Origin of the sequence: Parvularcula bermudensis HTCC2503, assembly GCF_000152825.2 — a bacterium.
Taxonomy (GTDB): domain Bacteria; phylum Pseudomonadota; class Alphaproteobacteria; order Caulobacterales; family Parvularculaceae; genus Parvularcula; species Parvularcula bermudensis.
The window spans coordinates 1,933,421-1,951,990 of record NC_014414.1; the positions used below are offsets into that span (position 1 = coordinate 1,933,421).

The 18,570-nt window shown below is 63.0% G+C and carries 18 protein-coding genes; 15 read left to right on the forward strand and 3 right to left on the reverse strand.

Features of this window, described 5'->3' with window-relative positions; all coding sequences use genetic code 11:
• Window positions 1-111: 111 nt before the first annotated feature.
• The 15 genes from PB2503_RS14040 (at window position 112) to PB2503_RS09200 (ending at window position 16,150) form a co-directional block, all read left to right on the forward strand.
• Window positions 112-657: a division/cell wall cluster transcriptional repressor MraZ gene (locus PB2503_RS14040; RefSeq protein ID WP_013300962.1), complete on the forward strand. Its 546-nt coding sequence runs from the start codon at window positions 112-114 to the stop codon at window positions 655-657.
• Complete coding sequence (gene rsmH, locus PB2503_RS09135) at window positions 650-1,645, forward strand: 16S rRNA (cytosine(1402)-N(4))-methyltransferase RsmH (protein ID WP_013300963.1); 996 nt, start codon at window positions 650-652, stop codon at window positions 1,643-1,645. The genes PB2503_RS14040 and rsmH overlap by 8 nt, the downstream gene beginning before the upstream one ends.
• On the forward strand, window positions 1,642-2,028 hold the full coding sequence (locus tag PB2503_RS09140; RefSeq protein ID WP_013300964.1) for a hypothetical protein: 387 nt from the start codon (window positions 1,642-1,644) through the stop codon (window positions 2,026-2,028). The genes rsmH and PB2503_RS09140 overlap by 4 nt, the downstream gene beginning before the upstream one ends.
• A complete protein-coding gene (locus tag PB2503_RS09145) occupies window positions 2,021-3,709 on the forward strand; it encodes a peptidoglycan D,D-transpeptidase FtsI family protein (protein WP_013300965.1) in 1,689 nt (562 codons plus the stop codon). Before PB2503_RS09140 ends, PB2503_RS09145 begins: the two co-directional genes overlap by 8 nt.
• Complete coding sequence (locus PB2503_RS09150; protein ID WP_013300966.1) at window positions 3,709-5,151, forward strand: UDP-N-acetylmuramoyl-L-alanyl-D-glutamate--2,6-diaminopimelate ligase; 1,443 nt, start codon at window positions 3,709-3,711, stop codon at window positions 5,149-5,151. Before PB2503_RS09145 ends, PB2503_RS09150 begins: the two co-directional genes overlap by 1 nt.
• Window positions 5,148-6,584, forward strand: a complete 1,437-nt coding sequence (locus PB2503_RS09155; RefSeq protein WP_013300967.1) for a UDP-N-acetylmuramoyl-tripeptide--D-alanyl-D-alanine ligase — start codon at window positions 5,148-5,150, stop codon at window positions 6,582-6,584. The genes PB2503_RS09150 and PB2503_RS09155 overlap by 4 nt, the downstream gene beginning before the upstream one ends.
• Window positions 6,585-6,592: 8 nt before the next feature.
• Entirely contained in the window at window positions 6,593-7,699 is a 1,107-nt protein-coding gene (mraY, locus tag PB2503_RS09160; RefSeq protein WP_013300968.1) for a phospho-N-acetylmuramoyl-pentapeptide-transferase, read from the forward strand.
• Window positions 7,700-7,711: 12 nt separating this feature from the next.
• Window positions 7,712-9,064, forward strand: a complete 1,353-nt coding sequence (locus PB2503_RS09165; protein ID WP_013300969.1) for a Mur ligase family protein — start codon at window positions 7,712-7,714, stop codon at window positions 9,062-9,064.
• A gap of 1 nt (window position 9,065) precedes the next feature.
• The gene (locus PB2503_RS09170) at window positions 9,066-10,214 is read left to right on the forward strand and encodes an FtsW/RodA/SpoVE family cell cycle protein (protein ID WP_013300970.1); all 1,149 of its coding nucleotides are present in this window, start codon (window positions 9,066-9,068) and stop codon (window positions 10,212-10,214) included.
• Window positions 10,211-11,302: a UDP-N-acetylglucosamine--N-acetylmuramyl-(pentapeptide) pyrophosphoryl-undecaprenol N-acetylglucosamine transferase gene (locus PB2503_RS09175; RefSeq protein WP_013300971.1), complete on the forward strand. Its 1,092-nt coding sequence runs from the start codon at window positions 10,211-10,213 to the stop codon at window positions 11,300-11,302. Before PB2503_RS09170 ends, PB2503_RS09175 begins: the two co-directional genes overlap by 4 nt.
• Before the next feature lie 45 nt (window positions 11,303-11,347).
• Window positions 11,348-12,769, forward strand: coding sequence for a UDP-N-acetylmuramate--L-alanine ligase (gene murC / locus PB2503_RS09180; RefSeq protein WP_013300972.1), 1,422 nt, complete (start codon window positions 11,348-11,350; stop codon window positions 12,767-12,769).
• Window positions 12,766-13,656 carry a UDP-N-acetylmuramate dehydrogenase gene (gene murB, locus PB2503_RS09185; protein WP_013300973.1) on the forward strand — a complete coding sequence of 297 codons (891 nt, stop codon included), beginning with the start codon at window positions 12,766-12,768 and terminating at the stop codon, window positions 13,654-13,656. The genes murC and murB overlap by 4 nt, the downstream gene beginning before the upstream one ends.
• Window positions 13,653-14,588 (forward strand): D-alanine--D-alanine ligase, encoded by a 936-nt coding sequence (locus PB2503_RS09190; protein WP_013300974.1) that lies wholly within the window; start codon window positions 13,653-13,655, stop codon window positions 14,586-14,588. Before murB ends, PB2503_RS09190 begins: the two co-directional genes overlap by 4 nt.
• A complete protein-coding gene (locus PB2503_RS09195) occupies window positions 14,576-15,445 on the forward strand; it encodes a cell division protein FtsQ/DivIB (RefSeq protein ID WP_013300975.1) in 870 nt (289 codons plus the stop codon). Before PB2503_RS09190 ends, PB2503_RS09195 begins: the two co-directional genes overlap by 13 nt.
• A 78-nt stretch (window positions 15,446-15,523) precedes the next feature.
• A complete protein-coding gene (locus PB2503_RS09200; protein ID WP_158305841.1) occupies window positions 15,524-16,150 on the forward strand; it encodes a nitroreductase family protein in 627 nt (208 codons plus the stop codon).
• On the opposite strand, the gene PB2503_RS09205 is transcribed toward PB2503_RS09200, so the two are convergent.
• From PB2503_RS09205 to accB, 3 genes are read right to left on the reverse strand one after another with little or no spacing between them, the layout of a single operon-like run.
• Window positions 16,125-16,670 carry a CDP-alcohol phosphatidyltransferase family protein gene (locus tag PB2503_RS09205; RefSeq protein WP_083811037.1) on the reverse strand — a complete coding sequence of 182 codons (546 nt, stop codon included), beginning with the start codon at window positions 16,668-16,670 and terminating at the stop codon, window positions 16,125-16,127. The two genes, PB2503_RS09200 and PB2503_RS09205, sit on opposite strands and share 26 nt — an antisense overlap.
• Window positions 16,649-17,992 carry an acetyl-CoA carboxylase biotin carboxylase subunit gene (accC, locus tag PB2503_RS09210; RefSeq protein ID WP_013300978.1) on the reverse strand — a complete coding sequence of 448 codons (1,344 nt, stop codon included), beginning with the start codon at window positions 17,990-17,992 and terminating at the stop codon, window positions 16,649-16,651. Before accC ends, PB2503_RS09205 begins: the two co-directional genes overlap by 22 nt.
• Entirely contained in the window at window positions 17,992-18,471 is a 480-nt protein-coding gene (accB, locus tag PB2503_RS09215; RefSeq protein ID WP_013300979.1) for an acetyl-CoA carboxylase biotin carboxyl carrier protein, read from the reverse strand. Before accB ends, accC begins: the two co-directional genes overlap by 1 nt.
• Between the last annotated feature and the right edge of the window lie 99 nt (window positions 18,472-18,570).

The window sequence follows — 18,570 nt, forward strand, 5'->3', positions numbered from 1 at the left end:
GTCCCATGCGAAACCATGATATCCCATGCTATACCAAATCATGCCTGGGACGGGCCATGCCCCGCATTGATCTCGGCACCGCTGGGGACTGACGAGAGGAGCCGACAAAAGGTGAGCGACGCAGGGACGCAGATTGCTGTCGATCTCAATGCCCCGTCGCGGTTCGTCGGGAATTTCGAGGCGCGGATAGACACCAAGGGGCGTGTGTCGGTCCCGGCGGAGTTTCGACGATTGCTGGTGCCCAGCCAGGCGGAGCCTGCTGCCGCTCTTTATGCCTGCCGCTCGTTTTTCGCGCCGGAGATCCAATGCGGTGGGCCCGACCTGCCCGATATCCTGCTCTATCTGGTCAAGACCCAAGATCTGATCGACGATGAGGGGCGCCGAGCAAAGCTCGAACGTGCAGTCACCGCCTTCACCCAGCGTTTGGGGTTCGACGACACAGGACGGGTCGTTCTGCCAAAGCCCTTTCGTGACCATGCGCGATTGGCGGGCAAAGCTGCCTTTATCGGGGCGGGGGCCTTCTTCACGATCGCCGTGCCGGAGGATCTCGACGATCTGTGGGCAAGTGTGACCGATATGAACGCCGATCAGAAAAAAGTGTTCGAGGCGCGCGCCATGCCCTCGACCCTGGCGCGGCGGGGGCGGGGCGATGACTGACCTCCACCAGCCGGTCCTCCTCGATGCCGTGATCGATCGGTTGTCGCCCCAGCCCGGAGAGATCCTTGTCGACGGGACGTTCGGCGCGGGGGGCTACACCCGCCGCCTCCTGGAGGCTGGCGCGACCATCATCGCTTTTGACCGGGATCCCACGGCCATTGCGGCAGGGCGGTCGCTCGAACGGGAATGCGGGGACGCTCTGACCCTCGTTGAAGCCCCGTTCTCGGCGTTGGCCGAGCATGTCGCCCCACCGATCAACGGGGTGGTGTTCGATTTCGGCGTTTCCTCGATGCAGCTCGACCGGCCGGAGCGCGGGTTTTCCTTCCGCGCAGAGGGGCCCCTCGATATGCGGATGGGGGCGGGGCGTCCGGCGGCGGACTTTGTCAACCAGGCCGAGGAAGCGGCGCTTGCCGACGTTTTTTATCATTATGGTGAGGAGAGACGGTCCCGCGCTCTTGCTCGCCGTATCGTGGCGCAGCGCGAGACCACGCCGTTCGAAACGACGGCGCAATTGGCGGCTGTGGCGGAGGCGGTGCTGGGCACCAGGGACAAGATCCATCCGGCGACCCGTATGTTTCAGGCGCTTCGCATTCTCGTGAACGATGAGCTCGGCGAAATCGTCAGGGCGCTGATCGCGGCTGAAAAGGTCTTGGCAGAGGGGGGGCGTCTTGTGGCGGTCTCGTTCCATTCGCTGGAAGACCGGATCGTCAAAAGGTTTTTCCAAGTGACGGAGGGGCGGGCGCAAACGGCCTCTCGTCATGAGCCGCCGGTGGATAAAATACTGCCTCGCTTTGCGCCTCTCGGTAAGGCGCTCTCCGCCGACGAGGCGGAGATTGCCGGCAATCCAAGGGCGCGGAGCGCGCGATTGCGGGCTGGTGTCCGTACGGCCGCACCGCCCACGGATTGGACGGAGGCGGCATTGGCGCAATTGGGCCTGCCGGCTCTTGTTTTTTCCCCTCTTCAAGACGCTTGGAGGCCCTCCCCATGAGGATTATTCTTGCCCTGCTCATCATTGCGACCGCCGGTTCCTCTGCTTTCCGTTTCCTGACCGAGGCGGAGATCCAGAGCCTCGAACGGAAGAGGTCTTTGTTGATCGCCAAAGAGGAGGCGTTGGTCTCGGACGTTCAGCAATTGGAGCTGTCGGTCGAAGTCCTTGAATCCGCCCGCCGACTCAGTGAACTCAATGCGTCTCATTTGACGTTGGGCACAGTAAAGTCTGGACAGCTTTTGGATGATCGGGCCTTCGCCGATGTCATCGGCATGGATGAATCGCCGATTCCCAATGATTTGGGGCCTGAATCGGACGTGATCGGAAATATGATCGGCATGGTCGACCCCAATCTCGGTGAAAAGGAATTGGTCCATGAGTGAGCCGATCTCTCCCGAGGCCGATGTCACCTTCAGGCTCAAGCTCTGCGCCGTCGCTTTCTTCGGCCTTTTCGGTCTTTTGCTGCTGCGGTTGGGGATGGTGTCCTTTGGCGGCGAGGTGAGCCTTCGGTACGACCAGGACGCGCGCGCCGAGATCAGAGCCCCAAGGGCGATCGTCGACCGGGTGGGCCGTCCCTTGGCAATGAATACCAACCTCATCGGTCTGGCCGTCGATGGGCGGGAGGTAACGGACCCCGAGGAGATCGCCGCGCGTCTCTTGCCGCTATTTCCCGATCTCGATACGGCGCGTCTGACTTCTCGGCTGGCGCGTGGCCGCTATGTCCATTTGTTCAATGCGATCACGGACAAAGAGCGTCAGGCGGTGATTGCCCTTGGTCTGCCGGGGGTCCGATTCCCTGAAAGCCAGGGCCGGGCCTATCCGCAAAAAAGCCTCGCAGCCCATATTGTGGGCTATCGCATTCCCGGCGAAGGGGGGGCGGTGGGCGCTGAAAAAGCCCTAGATGCGGGCTCCCTGTCCCCCGGAGGGAGAGAGCCGGTGGCCCTCTCGATCGATCTGGTGGCGCAGCAAATCCTCGAAGAAGAACTGGCGCGTGCCCTTGAGACCTTTTCGGGCAAGGCGGCGTGGGGGGTCCTTCTCGATGTCCATACGGGGCAGGTCCGCGCCTTGGCCAATCTGCCGACCTTCAATCCCAATCGTCCCGGGGCCTTCCCGGCGGCCTCCTGGCGCAACCGGGCCATGTCCGACCGGTATGAGCTCGGCTCGGCTTTCAAGCCCTTGACCGTCGCGGCGGCGTTTGATGCGGGGGTGATTGCGCCATCTGAAACCTTTGATGTCGCCACACCGCTTGAGATCGGCGGGTGGGAGATCGATGATTACAGCCGCAAAAAGCCCTTCATGACGCCCGCTGAAATCGTCCAATATTCGTCGAATATCGGGACGATCAGGATCGTTCAACGATTGGGAACGGCGCGCTTTACGCAAATGTTGGAGGCGCTCAATCTCTCCTCTCCGCTTTTTACTGAGTTGCCGGAGGCCCGCGATCCGGCCCTGTCGACGGAATGGCGGCCGTCGGAATTGGCCTCCAGTTCCTATGGCCACGGCATCGCCGTCAGCCCCTTACAATTGACGGCGGCCTTTGCGGCAGTGGTCAATGGCGGTGTCTACCGTACCCCAACCTTCCTGAATGAGGCGACTGTTCCTGGTCGGCGTATCTTCCGTCCCGAAACCAGCAAACGCATGAAATTGATTTTAAGGCGGACGGTTACGGACGGTACTGCGCGCAATGCCCGCGCCCCAGGCTATTATCCGATCGGGAAAACAGCGACGGCGGACAAGCCTGTCGCGGGCGGATATCGCGATGAAGGGGGGCAATTGATCTCAAGCTTTATCGGTGCCTTTCCCGGCTACGACCCTCAATACGTCCTTTTGGTCTCCGTGGATGAGCCGAAGGGCACGCGTGAAACCTATGGATTTGCCACCGCGGGCTATGTCGCGGCGCCCGCCTTTTCGCGAATTGTGGAGCGCGTGGCGCCGACCCTCGACATCATGCCCGCCTCCGACGCCGTGGCGGCCGACGGGTTTTTAGGGCTGCGTCGGGAAATCGCTCAACGACCCGCCGAAACCGATGCGCTGGCCCGCTTAATGGAAGAGGCGTTGCGGTAATGCGTTTGTCCGACCTCATCCCCCTCGACGGCCATCTGGATGCGGAGATTACCGGCCTGACGGCGGATTCCCGTCAGGTGAAGCCAGGCTTTCTCTTTGCGGCCCTGCCGGGGGAGACGACCGACGGTCGGCGGTATATCGATCAGGCCATTGCGGCCGGGGCGGCGGCCATCTTGGCGCCGACAGGGACGACCGCGACAGTCCCCGTCCTGGCCGACGACAATCCTCGCCAGGCGCTGGCTATGCTGGCCGCCCGTTTTCACGCGGGCCAACCAAAGTGCATTGTCGGCGTGACCGGTACGAACGGGAAGACCTCCGTCGCGCGGTTCGTTGCACAGCTTTGGTCGGCTTTTGGCCATTCTGCGGGCACGGTCGGCACCTTGGGGGCTAGCGCCCCGGGCTATGATTACGCGCTGCGCCACACGACCCCCGATCCCGTGGAGCTGCACCAGGTGATCTCCACCATGGCGGCGATGGGAACGACCCATCTGGCGATGGAAGTGTCCTCCCACGGTCTTGCCCAACATAGGGCCGACGGCGTCCGATTTTCCCATGCCGGCTTTACGAATATTACCCAGGACCATCTCGATTATCATCCAAGCTTTGAGGCCTATTTCGCCGCCAAAATGCGCCTACTGACGGCCCTTCTTCCCGAGACGGGCCAAGCGGTGATCACCACCGACGGTGCCGGCGCAGAGGGGGCAATCGAGGCCGCGCAGGGGGCGGGCAGACGGGTGCTGACCGTTGGACGGCGCGGCGAGACGCTCAAGCTCTTATCGTGTGTGCCCCATCAAGGCGGATTGGCATTGACAGTGTCCGTCGAGGAGGGCCCCGCCCAGAGTGTCGCGCTTTCATTGATCGGTGATTTCCAGGCGGACAATGCTCTTGTGGCGGCGGGGTTGGTCATCGCGTCGGGGGCGGAGCCGGAGGCGGTTATCGAGGCGATGGCCAAGCTCTCCGCCGCGCCGGGGCGTATGCAGCCCGCCGGGCAAAAATCATGTGAGGGGGGGATGGCATCGGCCTTTGTCGATTATGCCCATACCCCCGATGCCATTGCGACCGCCTTGCGGGCCATCAAACCCCATGTCCCCGGCGGGCGTGTGGTGGTGGTGATCGGGGCCGGCGGTGATCGCGACCGGACCAAACGGCCCTTAATGGGGCGGGCGGCGGCGGCGGGCGCCGATCTGGTCATTGTCACCGACGACAATCCGCGTTCTGAAGACCCAGCGGCGATCAGATCCCAGGTCGCCGAGGGCGCCCCCGGGGCGCAGATCATCGGCGGGCGCGAAGCGGCGATCAGAGCGGGGGCCGAGGCCTTGAAGGCGGGGGACGTTCTCCTGGTGACCGGCAAGGGCCATGAGCAGACCCAGACCATCGGCCACGTGACCTATCCCTTCGATGATGTGTCGACGACCCTTGCGGCCATGGGAGGTGAGGGATGACCGACGCCCCCCTCTGGACCGTGCGAGAAATCATTGCCGCCACCGGCGCCGCCTTAAGAGGGGCAGGGGAGGGGGAGACCTTGGGCGAGCGGCCGGTTTACGGTCTTTCCTTCGATACGAGAAGCTTGGCCAAGGGCGATCTGTTCATCGCCCTCAGCGGGGCGCGGGATGGGCACGACTTTGCCCAAGCCGCGGCGGATAAAGGCGCCGCGGCGGCGCTGTTGACCCATCGCCCGGCGGATCTTTCCGAGGCGCTGCCCGGCCTGATGGTCGATGACCCCTTGCGGGCGCTTGAGGATTTGGCGCGGGCGGCACGGCAACGGTGCTTCGGGGCCCTGGTCGCCGTGACGGGAAGCGTTGGAAAGACGACGACCAAGGAGATGCTTCGGGCGGCGCTTTCCCCTCTGGGCGAGGTTCATGCCGCGGCGAAGAGCTTTAACAATCATATCGGCGTCCCGATTTCTCTTGCGAGCCTGCCTCAACAGGCGGCCTTTGGCGTGTTCGAAATCGGCATGAATCACGCCGGCGAGATCACCCCGCTCGTCGATCTCGTCCGCCCGCATGTGGCGATCATCACGAGTGTAGCGGCGGTTCATTTGGAAAACTTCTCCTCCGTGGACGGGATTGCCGACGCCAAGGCCGAGATTTTGTCGGGGATCCGGCGCGGCGGCGCGGCTGTCCTGCCGTCGGATAATCCGTATTATGAGCGGCTGGTGTCGCGCGCTCGGGAATGCGGTGTCGAGCGCATCGTGCCCTTTGGCTTTGGCGATGGCGCGCGGCCCGGTATCTGGGGCACCGCACCAGTGATGATTGAGGGCGGGAGCAGAACCGAGATCGCCATCGCCGGGGAGCGCCATGTCCTGGAGCTGGGCGTGCCTGGCACCCATCAGGTCTCCAACGCCCTTGCGGTCATCGCGGCCGGCGCGGCCCTCGGCCTCGACCTTGAGTCGATGATCGAGGGATTGGCCTCCTTCAGAGCGGGGGCGGGCCGCGGGGCGCGCCATCATGTGACGATCAGGGGCAAAAAAGTGCTCGTCCTCGACGAAAGCTACAACGCCAACCCCACCTCGATGGCCTCGGCCCTGGCGCAATTGGGCGAGACTGAGCCCGTGGCAGGAGGACGCCGCCTCGCCGTCTTGGGGGAAATGAAAGAGCTCGGGCCGACAAGTGACGCGCTCCATGCCGGTCTTGCCGGCCCCATCGAAGACGCGGGCACGGCCAGGGTCTGGCTGGCCGGCAGCGGGATGGCGCCGTTGCGCGACGCCCTGCCTGCCGATCGCGTGGCGGAATGGGCGCCGAAGGCCCCGGATCTCCTGTCAAATCTCGTAGATTCGCTCGAACAGGGTGACGTTGTTCTCTTCAAGGGGTCCAACGCGGCCGGAATCGGCGCACTGCTTGAGGCGTTTCTAGCCAAGACCGATAGGGCGGGGTAGCGCGCGTTATGTTGTATCATCTTCTCACCCCGTTCGCCGAAGAGATCATTCTCTTCAACGTCTTCAACTACATCACCTTCAGGACCGGGGGCGCGTTGATGACGGCGCTCCTGATCTCTTTCGTGATCGGTCCGCCACTTATTCGGTGGATGCGCGTGCGCCAGGGCAAGGGCCAGCCGATCCGCACAGACGGGCCGCAATCCCATATCATCGAAAAGGCAGGGACGCCGACAATGGGCGGGGTCCTGATCTTGCTCAGTGTGGTGATCGCCGTTCTGCTCTGGGCGCCCCTCGATAATCCCTATGTCTGGACCGTGCTCGGTGTGACCGTGGGGTTCGGCCTCCTTGGTTTTGTCGATGATTATCTCAAGGTCACGAAGCAAAATACCAAAGGGGTCGTCGGGTCCTCTAAACTGGTGTTTCAGTTTGCCCTTGCGCTGCTGGCCGGGGCGGTTTGCGTGGCCGTCCTGCGCTCCACCGAAGGGGTGGATCCGGCGGTGGCGACGGCGGTGGACGTGCCGTTCATCAAGGAGTGGATGATCCCCCTTGGGCTCTTCATTTACCCCTTCGCCGCCCTCGTGATCGTCGGCTCTTCAAACGCGGTGAACATGACCGACGGTCTCGATGGGCTCGCCATTGTGCCGGTGATGATCGCGGCCGCCAGCTTCGCCTTGATCGCCTACCTTGTGGGGCGGGCGGATTATACGGCCTATCTGGGACTGATCTATGTCCCCGGTGTCGGAGAGCTGGCCGTGATCGGCGGTGCCATTCTAGGCGCAGGCTTGGGCTTTTTGTGGTTCAACGCGCCGCCGGCGATGATCTTTATGGGGGATACGGGCTCCTTATCCCTGGGCGGAGCGCTTGGCGCCATCGCGGTGGCGGTAAAGCACGAAATCGTCCTTGCGATCATTGGCGGGTTGTTCGTTTTCGAGGCTGTCTCGGTGATGATCCAGATCGCGTCGTTCAAGCTGACGGGCAAACGCGTGTTTCGCATGGCGCCCGTACATCACCATTTCGAACAACTCGGCTGGAAGGAATCGACCATCGTGATCCGGTTCTGGATCATTGCGGTCATCCTTGCCCTGATTGGTCTCAGCTCACTCAAATTGCGATAGGAAGAAAAGGCCATGATCCCCCTCCCCCTGTTCGATCAACGTATCGTGGGCGTCCTCGGCCTCGGGCCCTCCGGCCTCGCGGTGGTGGAGGCGCTGACGGCCGGCGGGGCGCGGGTGATCGCGTGGGATGCCGAAGAAGCCGCTCGGGCGAGCTGCGGTGCCGACATTCTCGCTGTCGAGGATTGGCCGATCGCCGAGATGGCCGCAATCATCCTGGCGGATGGGGACCGTGATGGTCTGTCGCGCCAGGTGGTGGTCGCCGCGGGGGAGGGGGAGACGGAAGTCCTGACCGATCTCGATCTCTTTGCCTTGGGCCTCGAGAAATCCGGTCATCGTGACGATGTGAATGTGATCGCCGTGACGGGGGCGGCGGGGAAATCCGTCACCATCTCGATCATCGCCCATATTTTGCGGGAGCAGGGCCGCGCGGTCGCCATCGGCGGCGATCTTGGCGCGCCATTCCTTGGCTTGCCCGCCCCGAATGAGGGGATGACCTATCTGCTCGAACTCCCCGTACGGCGTCTGACCACGGTTCGCCGGATGCGGACGGACGTTTCCATCGTTCTCAATGTGGCGGGTCGTCGACCCACGGCGGAAATCGAACTCGCCCTCCGGTCTCTTCTCAAGATCTATCGCTCGCAAAATGCGGGGGACACGGCGATCGTCGGTGTCGATGATCCGATCGGGCAGAAGGTTTGCACATTGCTGCGGTCCGGTCGGGCGGATGTTGCGACCATCGGGACCGTGATCCCCGTTTCCGGTGAGGCCAGCCTCGGCCATGGGGTCTTTGTGCTCGACGGGGCGGCGTATTCGGCAAAACGCGGTCGAACCCAGACCTTGGGCGATTTTTCGAGAGCGGATGGATTTTTGGGGACGCATTTCAATCAGGATGCGGCGGCGGCGACCGCCGCGTGTCTCAGCATGGGGATTGCCCCAGCGATGATCGTGAAATCCCTGCACAGCTATTCAGGGCTCCCCGGCCGGTTCGAATGCCTCGGCGCGGCGGGCAAGGTCATTTTCGTCGATGATAGCTATGCCAGTTGCCAGACGGCGGCGGAGCGGGCGGTCAATGCCTGTCCCAATGTGTTCTGGATAGGCGGCGGGCCGGTTTCAGAGGGGGGAGAGGTGCCGATCGCCGCCTCGGCGATCAACGGGGCCTATTTCCTTGGCGACGGCAAATCCTCTGGTGAGACCCTGCCCTCCGCCTTCGAAGCCGCTTTCCTCGATGCAAGAGCCTTTGCGGACAAGGATCCCGATGCGGCGCCTGTTGTCCTGTTCTCCCCCGGCGTGCCCGCCGCTCAAGGCGGGTTTGCCCCAGACGAATTCCGCAGCTTGGCCGCGCAGGTCATCGATACGAGATATTGATATGGCGGATACGGCGGTTTTTGAACAACGGTTGGCGGCGGCGGCCTCACCTGGGCGGGAGGGGAGCCTCAAGACGTGGTGGCGATCCCTCGACAAGCCCCTCCTCGGGGCGATCGGCAGTCTTATCTTGATCGGGGTGGTGCTGGCCGCGGCGGCGGGGCCTGTGGCGGCGTTCCGAAAAGGGATCGCCGATCCGCTGCACTTCGTCGAACGGCAATATCTTTTTCTGGGCCCGGCGCTTCTGTGCTTGGGGTTCACTTCGCTCTTGGCGGTCAGGCAGGTGCGCGCCGCCGGAATCGTCCTTGCCGGGATGGCTTTCGGGATGATGCTGCTCACCCTGATCCTTGGGGAGACGATCAACGGGGCCAATCGATGGCTCTCCTTTGCGGGGTTTAGCCTTCAGCCGTCGGAGTTCTTCAAGCCGGGCTTTGCGTTGATGGCCTCACTGCTGCTTGCCGAGCAGGCGCGGACCAAGGATTTCCCCGGCGGCATGATGTCCGCCGCTCTGTTTGCTGCGGGGGCGATCGTCCTGCTCTTACAGCCCGATTTCGGACAGCTCTTTCTGCTCACCGCCATTTGGGGCACGGTCTTCTTCGTTGCGGGGTGGAATTGGCTGTGGATAGGCGGGCTTGGCACTGTGGTGTCCGGGATTTTAGCCTTCGGGTATACATTCGCGCCCCATTTCCGCAGTCGGATCGACCGGTTTTTCGATCCCTCTTCGGGGGATACCTATCAGGTCGACATGGCGCTCAAGACGGTGGCGGCCGGCGGGGCGGCTGGGTATCGGCTGAACGATGCGCAAAGCGTTAAGAACGCGCTTCCCGATGCGCACACGGATTTTATCTTTGCCGTCGCGGCGGAGGAATTTGGTTTCTTGCTGGGGGCCATCATCATCGGCTTGTTTGCGACCATCGCCTATCGGTGTCTCAAGGCGGCCTTCTCAACGGAAGACGTCTTTTGCCGCTGCGCCATATTGGGCCTTGCGGCGCATCTGTGCTTCCAGGCGTTCATCAATATCGGTGTGACCCTGTCTGTGCTGCCGGCCAAGGGGATGACCCTTCCCTTTATCTCCTATGGCGGCTCGTCGCTCATCGGGGCGGCCCTGTCGGCAGGATTTCTTCTTGCATTGACCCGTCGACAGCCGGCGTGACGGCGACGATCGGGTTCGCCGCGGGGGGAACGGGGGGGCATATGTTCCCCGCCCAGGCGGTTGCCCATGCGCTGAAGGCGAGGGGGCACCGCATCATCCTTTTCAGCGACGCCAGGGGCATGCGTTATGCGGACGATTTCCCCGCCGACCGTATCGTTCTGCTGGAGGCCGCCAACCCCAATGCCAAGGGCCTATGGGCGAAGGCGACCGCCGCCTTCACCCTGCTCTCCGGCCTCAGGACCGCGCGGCGGGCGCTGAAGGAGGAGGCCGTTGATCTGATGATCGGCTTTGGCGGTTACCCCTCGGCCCCTGGCTATTTCGCGGCGCGGACCCTGCGCCTCCCCACGGTTCTGCATGAGGCCAACGCCATTCTCGGGCGCGTCAATCGCCGCGCCGCGCCGGGGGCCGATCTTGTCGCCCATGGTTTCCCTTCCCTCGCGCGGCTGCCCGATACATCGGCGGCGATCGTCTTTACGGGGAATCCGGTGCGGGAGGCGGTGCGGGCCGCTGCCGCCTTGCCCTGGCCCTCGACGGCATCGGACGCCCCGCTCAAACTCCTGATCTTTGGGGGCAGCCAGGGGGCGGCGCTTTTTGGTCGGGTGTTTCCCGCGGCGATCTCCCAGCTCCCCGCCGAGATCAGGTATCGATTGGTGGTGACCCATCAGGTCACCGACGATCACAGAGAGGCCGTGGCCGCCGCCTATGAGGCGGCTGGGGTCGAAGCGGTGCTGGCTCCCTTCTTCCCTGATTTGCCCGCAAGAATTGCCGACAGTCATCTTGTGGTGGCGCGAGCCGGGGCGGGGACGGTCACTGAATTAAGCTTGATCGCGCGCCCCGCGATCCTGGTCCCCCTGGCCATTGCGATGGACGACCATCAGCGCCTCAACGCCGAAAGCCTCGCAAAAAGCGGTGCGGCCGATATTCTCCTCGAAGCCGAGGCCACGCCGGAGGCCGCCGCGGCCCTATTGCTGCCGCGTTTGCGTGATCCACAAAGGTCGTTGGAGCTCGCCGCGGCGGCAGGGCAAGGGGTGCCGCCCGAGGCGGCGGCGGACCTTGCCGAGCGCATCGAAATGCTGCTTGAAGGCTGATCTCCGCTCCGTCGGGAGCTTCCTCCCATTTGCAGCTGTTCGGTCATGCGTATGCCCAACCCCGAGACCATCAAGATCAATGTGCCGTTTCCGGTCGGCACCATCCATTTCGTCGGCATTGGCGGCATCGGGATGAGCGGCATCGCCGAGATCATGAACAATCTCGGCTATCGTATTCAGGGAAGCGATATTCAGGACGGCCCCCAGGTCGCGCGCCTGCGGGAGCAGGGGATCAGCGTTCAGATCGGTCACCGGGCGGCGAATGTCGAGAATGTCGACGCCGTGGTGGTCTCGACGGCGATCGGCCAGGACAATCCCGAATTGGCCGCGGCGCGCGCGCGCCACGTCCCCGTGGTTCGCCGTGCCGACATGCTGGCGGAACTGATGCGCCTCAAATGGAATGTGTGCGTTGCGGGGACGCATGGAAAAACGACAACGACCTCGATGATCGGGAGCCTGCTCGATGCCGGCGATCTCGATCCCACGGTCATCAATGGCGGGATCATCAATAATTACGCCTCGAACGCCCGGCCGGGCACCGGCGATTGGATGGTGGTGGAGGCTGATGAGAGCGATGGGACCTTTATCCGCTTGCCCGCCACCGTGGGGGTCATCACCAATATCGACCCTGAACATCTCGACCATTATGGTGATTTTGCAGGGGTTCGGGCGGCATTCGATCAATTCGTGGCCAACTTGCCGTTCTACGGGTTCGCCGCTGTGTGTCTTGACCACCCCGAGGTGCAGGCGCTGGTGGGGCGGGTGACGGATCGACGGCTGATCACCTATGGCTTTAACCCGCAGGCCGATGTGCGGGCGGAAAATCTCGACCCCACCGAAGAAGGATCTCGGTTCGACATTATTTTCCGTAAGGACGATATCGTCCGGCTGGAAGGGATCACGCTGCCCATGCCCGGGCGGCACAATGTCTTAAACGCGCTCGCCGCGGCGATTGTCGCGCGGGAAATGGGGGTCCCCGAAGACGCGATACGAGACGGCTTTGCCCGCTTTCGCGGGGTTCGCCGACGGTTCACCGAAGTGGGCAAATACCGTGGGGCCCGGATCATTGACGATTACGGTCATCATCCGGTGGAAATTGCCGCGACCCTGTCGGCCGCGCGCACGGTGGCTCGGGGGCGGGTGATCGCCGTCATGCAGCCCCATCGCTATACACGCCTCCAGCAGCTGTTTGATGCTTTTTGCGGCTGTTTCAACGACGCCGACCTCGTGATGGTCGGCGATGTGTATCCGGCGGGCGAAATGCCGATCGAGGGGATGGACAAACGCGCCCTGGCCGATGGCATTGCCCGCCACGGCCACCGTGGGGTTGAGGTGATCGAGGCATGGGGGGGCTTAAGCCAGCGTCTTCGGGATGAATTACAGGATGGCGATGTGGTCATTTGCCTTGGCGCCGGGGACATCACCAAGCACGCCGCGACCCTGTCTAAGGAGCTGACGGAGGTATGAGCGGGGGCGGCAAGCTGCTGACCGATGCACCCCTGGCGCCCTATACCTGGCTCAGGGTCGGCGGGCCGGCGGACCGATTGTTTCTTCCCAATACAGAAGCGGAATTGAGCGCGTTTCTGGCCGACATGCCGGCGGATGAACCGCTGAGCGTTATCGGCATCGGCTCGAATCTGCTGGTCCGCGACGGCGGCATCCGCGGCACCGTCATTCGGTTGGGATCGGGCTTTGGCACCATCGAGGTCGAAGGCTGCCGGGTGCGGGCGGGGGCGGCGGCCCTCGATGCGTCAGTGGCGAAGGCGGCGGGTCGGGCGGGGATTACCGGCCTCGAATTTTACCGGGGCATCCCCGGCTCGATCGGCGGGGCGCTGCGAATGAATGCGGGGGCCTATGGCGGAGAGACCAAGGACGTTCTCGTAGAGGCGACGGTCCTCGACCGGCGCGGAAACCGTCACCTGATGACCGCTGAGGAGATGGGATTTTCCTATCGGCGATCATCCCTTCCCCCCGATTGGATCGTCGTCTCGGCGGTGTTCGAGGGCCAGGAGGGCGATCCTGCAAGGATTGAGGCGCGGATGGCGGACATCATGGCAAAGCGGGAGGCGACCCAGCCGATCAAATCGCGCACGGGTGGCTCGACCTTCAAAAACCCCGACCCCTCGCGCAGCGAGGGGCGGTCATCCTGGCAATTGATCGATGCTATCGGCGCAAGAGGACGGGTTGTCGGCGATGCGCAAATGTCGGACCTTCACGCCAATTTCATGATCAACCGCGGGGCGGCTACGGCCGCCGATCTCGAAGCGTTGGGCGAGGGGATAAGGCGCGATGTGAAGGATCGCTTCGGCGTGGAGCTTGAGTGGGAAATTAAGCGTGTAGGAGACCCGCAATGAAAGAATTCCGGCGCATCGTTGTCCTTAAAGGGGGCTGGTGTTCGGAACGAGAGATCAGCCTGATCTCCGGGGCGACGGCGGCTGACGCGTTGCGTGACGAGGGGTACTCTGTCGAGGAGATCGATGTCGGTCGCGATCTGGCGACGGTCTTGCCTGCAAGCTTTGATCGGCTGGGGCCGGATGCGGTCTTCAATGCGCTGCACGGCCCCTTTGGTGAGGATGGTCGGGTCCAGGGGCTCTTGGAGATCCTCAATATTCCTTACACCCATTCGGGGGTTCTCAGCTCAGCTCTCTGTATGAACAAGCCGCGGGCGAAGATGGTTCTCGCCCAGGCGGGCCTTAAAGTGCCGGAGGGGCGCACGCTGCCTCTCAATTCGCTTACCGGCCGCCATCCGATGGCGGCGCCTTACGTGCTGAAACCGATCGGCGATGGCTCCTCCTTTGGGGTGAATATCGTCATGAGCGAGCAAGAGGTCGCCCCAAAGACGGAGGATCTGGATGCGGATCTCTTTGGGACGGAGGCGTTGGTCGAGACATTCATTCCCGGTCGGGAGTTGACGGTCTCCGTCCTTGGGGCCGTCGCCCTTGGGGTGACCGAGATCGTTCCCAAGAATACCTTTTACGATTTTGAGTCGAAATATGCCGAAGGCGGATCGACCCATGTCCTCCCGGCGGATATTCCCGAGGAGGTGGCGGACGCCGTCAAGGCTCAGTCCTTAAAAGCGGTCCAGGCGCTTGGCTGTCGGGGGCTCAGCAGAGTCGACTTTCGTTGGGATGACCGGTCAGGCGTTAATGGTCTGTTTATCCTGGAGGTGAATACCCAACCAGGGATGACCCCCACGTCGCTCTCTCCCGAACAGGCAGCGGCGGCCGGCATCGATTTCGGTGCCCTGGTGCGGTGGATGATCGAGGATGCCTCATGCCTCCGGTGAAAGCCCGAGCGAAGAAGACCTCACCGCGGCGACGCCGTGGTAAGCGAAAGCCTCAAACGCTGACCGAGCGGGTGGGGAGTGTGCTGGCCGAGGCGACATCGAATATCGCGTCGCTCTTTGTTCTCTCCTTGCTTGGCCTGGTCGCGGTTGTCTTCATCATGATGCTGGCCGGGGGCTATTTCGCCAATCCCGGCGAACGCATCGGTCTGCTCACGGAAAAAATCAGCCGCGCCGTCGGGCTCGATGTCACAAGGGTCAGCCTCGAAGGCGGAGAGTATATCGCTCATCGGGACATTATGGGGGCGCTACGCGATCCGGTACGGGGCAGTATTCTCGGACGCTCTGTTTTACATGTCGACCTGCCCGCCGCCCGTGCTCGGGTCGAGGAGATCGGCTGGGTCGAACATGCCGCCGTTCAGCGGCTCCTGCCCAATACCGTTCATGTGTCGATCACGGAGCGTCAGGCCGATGCCCTGTGGCAGAATGAAGCTGGGGAATATTACGTCGTCGACCGTACCGGTCGGGTCCTCTCCGCCGTCTCACCGACCGCTCACACGGATTTGCCGGTGATCGCGGGGACGGATCGGCCCGCCGCCGCCTCGCCGCTGCTCGACGCCCTGGCGCAATTCCCTGAACTGCGCGCCCGCGTTGCGGTCATCTTGTCGGTGGGGGATCGTCGCTTCGATCTGCGGTTCCGCAACGATTTCACCGCCCGCCTGCCGGGCGGCGATCCGATCCCCGCCCTCGAAAAGCTCGAGGGGCTCGGCGCCGGATCGGGCCGACTTGCCGAACGGCTCGAATATATCGATCTTAGGGATGCCGATTGGGCGGCGGTCAAACCCAAAACCGGCCTTTAATCTGCCGCGTGGCGCGCTCTCGTCATGCGTGACCCTTGGCAGGGCAGGGGGGCACCCCATTTGTTATATATGGAAATATTGCCCCCACCTGCCTTCGGCGACCCCCTCGCTTCAGCTCATCCGTCGCCGGAAACCCTCAAGCTGCTTCAGTTGAGACGGTCGACACCGGCCAAGACCTTAGGAGAGCCCGGCCCCACCCCCGAGGCGGTGTCGGCATTGTTGACGATCGCCTCAAGGGTGCCGGATCATCGGCAGGTCGAACCTTTCCGCTTTGTACTGATGATGGGGGAGGGGCGAGCCGCCTTTGCCGAGACGCTCAAAATAGCCGTCGGGAAGGGCGAGAGGGCGGAGGACGCAAGGGGGAAGTCTGAGGAGGAGGCCGCCGCCCTGGCTTTCCGGGCGCCGGTCATCGTCGCCGTCATTTCTTCGCCGAATCCCGATCATCGCACCCCGGTATGGGAGCAAACCCTGACGGCCGGCGCTGTCTGCCAAACCCTGCTCATCGCGGCGAACGCTGCGGGGTGGGCGGCGCAGTGGCTTACCGAATGGCCTGCCTACGACCCGACGATACGCAAGGCCTTTGAGATGAGCTCCGGCGAAGCCATTGCGGGATTTGTCTATATCGGCACTGCACAGCAGGCGCCGAAGGAGCGCAACCGCCCTCAACTGGCGGCCAAGCTCACAGTTTTTGGACAAACAGCCTGAGATAGCTGCCGCCGGTGATCAGCGTCAGCCCCCCGGCAACCCATAGCAGGGCAAGGCCAACGCTCGCGGCCTGAGGGACGGCGAGGATGCTGAAGGCGACAAACTGAAGAGCTGTTTTGAGCTTGGCGGCGCGACTGACCGGCAGGGCGACTTTGCCGGCCGCGGCCTCGCGCAACCCCGCAACCAGGGCCTCGCGAAAGAGGATCGCAAGGGCGGGGATAAGATGGATCCCTTCAATCCGGCCATCGGCGATATAGGCGCTCAGCGCGGCAATCGCGACGAGTTTATCCGCAATCGGATCGAGGGCGGCGCCAAGGGCGGTGACCTCTCCCCGTCGGCGGGCCAAATGTCCGTCAAGGACATCGGTCGCCGCGATCATCAGCAAAATAAAGACCCCGTACCAGGGCGGGGCCAGTAAGAGGACCGGGGCCAAGCCGATCGCCATAGCGATCCGGCCCATTGTCACCTTTGTTGCGAGGGTGAGGGGGAGTGATCCCCTCACTCGCTTTCGGCGAGCCATTCCTCCAGCCAGTGGATATGGTAATCCCCTGCCTGGAACGCCTCGTCATCGATGAGATCCGCAAACAGGGGCACGGTTGTTTTCACCCCGGTCAGCGCCGTTTCCGCCAAGGCCCTGCGCAACCGCGCAATGCAATGATCCCGATCGTCCCCGAAGACGATCAGCTTCCCGATCATCGAATCGTAGAATGGGGGGATCGTATAGCCGTCATAGACGGCGCTATCGAACCGCACGCCCGGGCCGCCGGGTTGGTGATAATCGATAATCTTTCCGGGTGACGGGACGAAGGTTTTCGGATCCTCCGCATTGATCCGACACTCGATGGCGTGGCCGGAAAAGGTCACGTCTTTTTGGGTCAAGGATAATTTCTCACCCGCCGCGATGCGAATTTGCTCCCGCACCAAATCGACGCCGGTCACTTGTTCGGTAATCGGATGTTCCACCTGCAGGCGGGTATTCATCTCGATAAAGTAGAATTGCCCGTTTTCGTAGAGATATTCGACGGTGCCGACGCCGAGATAGCCAAGTTTCTCAATGGCGGCGCGCGTGATCTCGCCGATCTCCGCCCGCTGTTCGGGGCTCAGGGCCGGGGACAGGGCTTCTTCCAGCACCTTTTGGTGGCGCCGCTGTAAGGAGCAGTCCCGCTCCCCCAGATGGATCACATTGCCGTGGGAGTCAGCCGCAATCTGGATCTCGATATGGCGTGGCTGAACGAGATATTTCTCCAGATAGACCGCATCGTCGCCGAAGGCCGATTTCGCCTCGGCCTTGGCGGTGGAAATGGCCCGCTCCAGGTCGGCTTCCGTTTCGGCGAGTTTCATGCCGCGCCCGCCGCCGCCGGAGGAGGCTTTGACGAGGAGGGGGAAGCCGATCTCTTTTCCCACCTTCAGGGCGTCTTCCATGGTCTCCACGGCCCCATCGGACCCCGGCACCAGCGGGATCCCGACCCGGCCGACGGTTTCCTTGGCGGTGATCTTGTCGCCCATCACCCGGATATGGTCCGCTGAAGGGCCGATAAACGTGATATTGTGGGCGGCAATGATGTCGGCGAATTTCGCATTTTCCGACAGGAAGCCATAGCCAGGATGGATGGCGTCGGCGCCGGTAATCTCCGCCGCCGCGATGATCGAGGCAATGTTGAGATAGCTGTCCTTGGCCGCGGGCGGGCCGACGCAGACGCTTTCGTCGGCGAGGCGGACATGCATGGCGTTGGCGTCGGCGGTCGAATGGACGGCGACGGTTTGTATACCGAGCTCTTTACAGGCGCGGTGAACCCTGAGGGCGATTTCGCCCCGGTTCGCGATGAGGACTTTTTCGAACACTACTCAACAATCATCAAAACGTCGCCAAACTGCACGGGTTCGGCATCCGCGGCGAGGATTTTTTTCACTGTGCCGGATCGGGGTGACTTGATTTCGTTCATCGTCTTCATGGCTTCGACGATCATCAGGGTATCGCCCTGCTTGACGCTCGCCCCTTCGCTGACAAACGGGTTGGCCTCGGGGGACGGCGACAGATAGGCCGTGCCCACCATCGGCGAGGTGACCGCTCCTGGGTGGTTGGCGGGGTCCGGTTCCGCCGCCGGGGCCGGGCTTGCGCCTCCGCTCTCCGGCACAGGCGCTGCCGCCGGCATCGCCGCGGGCGCAGCCATCTGGGCCGCAACCGTCGTCGCCGTCTTGGCCACCCTAAGACGGGCTTGCCCCCGTTCGATCTCAATTTCCGTGAGGCCGGTTTCTTTCAACACATGCGCCATCGCCCGGATGGCTTCGAGATCTTCTTCGATTTCTTTACTACTGCCCATCTACCAGCCTGCTTTTCCCAAATGAGATCAGTTCAACTAATGGAAAGCTCTAACGCGATGCTCCTCATGCCGCAATCAGGTGAAGCCGATTGTCTTCAG